This window comes from Blautia sp. NSJ-175, assembly GCF_022867815.1.
In the GTDB taxonomy this organism is placed as follows: Bacteria; Bacillota; Clostridia; order Lachnospirales; family Lachnospiraceae; genus Blautia; species Blautia celeris.
In genome coordinates, this window is record NZ_JALIFQ010000062.1 from 1 (window position 1) to 1,680 (window position 1,680).

Annotated in this window: 1 protein-coding gene; it reads right to left on the reverse strand. The window is 50.2% G+C overall.

All coding sequences use genetic code 11. The features are described 5' to 3' along the window. On the reverse strand, positions 1-1,680 hold a 1,680-nt coding region (gene acsB / locus MUB35_RS30320; RefSeq protein WP_244807377.1), incomplete at both ends, for an acetyl-CoA decarbonylase/synthase complex subunit alpha/beta.

Consider the following 1,680-nt stretch of genomic DNA (forward strand, 5'->3'; position numbering starts at 1 on the left):
TAATTCTTCCGGATCTGTTGCGATGGTCTCATCACCAACCATGTCTGTGAAGTTGTCGATACCGTATAATTCTTTTGCTGTCTGGTTCAGTCTCTCAGCAACAAATTCTTTCAGCTCTTTCGGCATCCAGACGATCCTCTCGATACCACCCTCTGCCTTCATGAACTTCTTGGAACCGATGAAATGCTTTCCATGGCCCATGAAGCCCGGTGTCTGTACACCGCCGCCTGTCATGGATGCCAGTTCCGGAAAGGTCATTCCAAGCGGTGTCATACCCGCATACTCACGGTTTGTGATAACTACACCGTTGGAGAACGGCTCGATACCGCAGATACACTCAAAGCATCCACAGGATGTCATTGGTTTTTCCATGATGGAGTACAGAGATACCTCTTCCAGAGCACCCTGGGAGAATTTGCGTACGGCTTCGTTGACATCCTCGTACTCACCGATTCTCTCATCGATACATTTTTCTTTTGTGATAACCTGGCATGGTCCGTTTGGATCCAGCTCGTTGGTCGCCTTTGCATCCAGCCATGAAACGGCACCGCACAGGCCCAGACGTTCCGGTGTTACCACACATACGTGTGACGGGGAGAATGCCTGGCACAGGATACAGCTGTAGTATACGTCTACAGACTCATCGGTCAGGGATTTCAGACGGTCATCACGTTTGTTGAAGGTAGGAACTGCCACTTCGTGACGGATCCTCTTACACTCTGCAGGATCTGTGTAGATCACAACTTCACATTTGTCCACAACAGCGTCAAATTCATTCTTAACAGATGCGTACAGAACTTCACCGATATGTTTCAGGCGGAATCCTGCATGGAATGCATCCTTGCTGATACGGATACGCTGCATATCACGCTGTCCTGTGTGGTATACACCTTCGATACAGTTGATGTAGTTATGGAACTTACGCTCGATAACCGGTTCAAAGTCAGACTGCATGTTCTTGCCTGCAACTTTTACAACATAAGCAATGCTGTTCTTGCTGCCCAGCTCCATCTCATCTGCTTCCGGTCCGATCACAGTGATCTTGTGGTCTTCGATCTCTGTAGCCTCTGCTGACTGAACAAGCTCTGCACAGTCTACACGGGAACCGTCGAACTCTACCTGCATGTCACCGCGGCGGATGATCTCACCCTCGAATGCGGATGCGAATGCAACCGGAATGTCGATATTGGTGATCTTGATCTTGATATCGCGTGCTTCCAGGGATGTAGCGTTGAATTTGGAAACATCCGGCTGTAAGATCAGGCTCTTCGGTACTGTGGATACGCCTTCCTGGTTTGTGATAACAGGGAAGCCCAGTGCGATGGCACCTGCGCCGCAGGCAACGATCACATCGTCCAGAGGAGCGAATGCGTTAACGAATGCCGGTACACGCTCAAAGGTGTATTTCATCAGGTTTGCTGCATCACCGGGTGTTACGTTTCCGAAGATAAGGGCTGCCCTTAAAGCAACGGATACTACATGGATCACGCTTGTCACGTCTTTGCCCAGCGGGATAACACGTAAGTTTGCGCCTGTCTTCATGCCTGCCTCTGCCACCTGATCGATCACACCGCCGACCAGTGTTACCAGGATACCCTGTGCCTGATAGCTCTTAACCAGGGCAACTGCTTCCTCTTTTGTAGGAGCGCTTCCCAGGATAACAGCAACACCGGGGATATC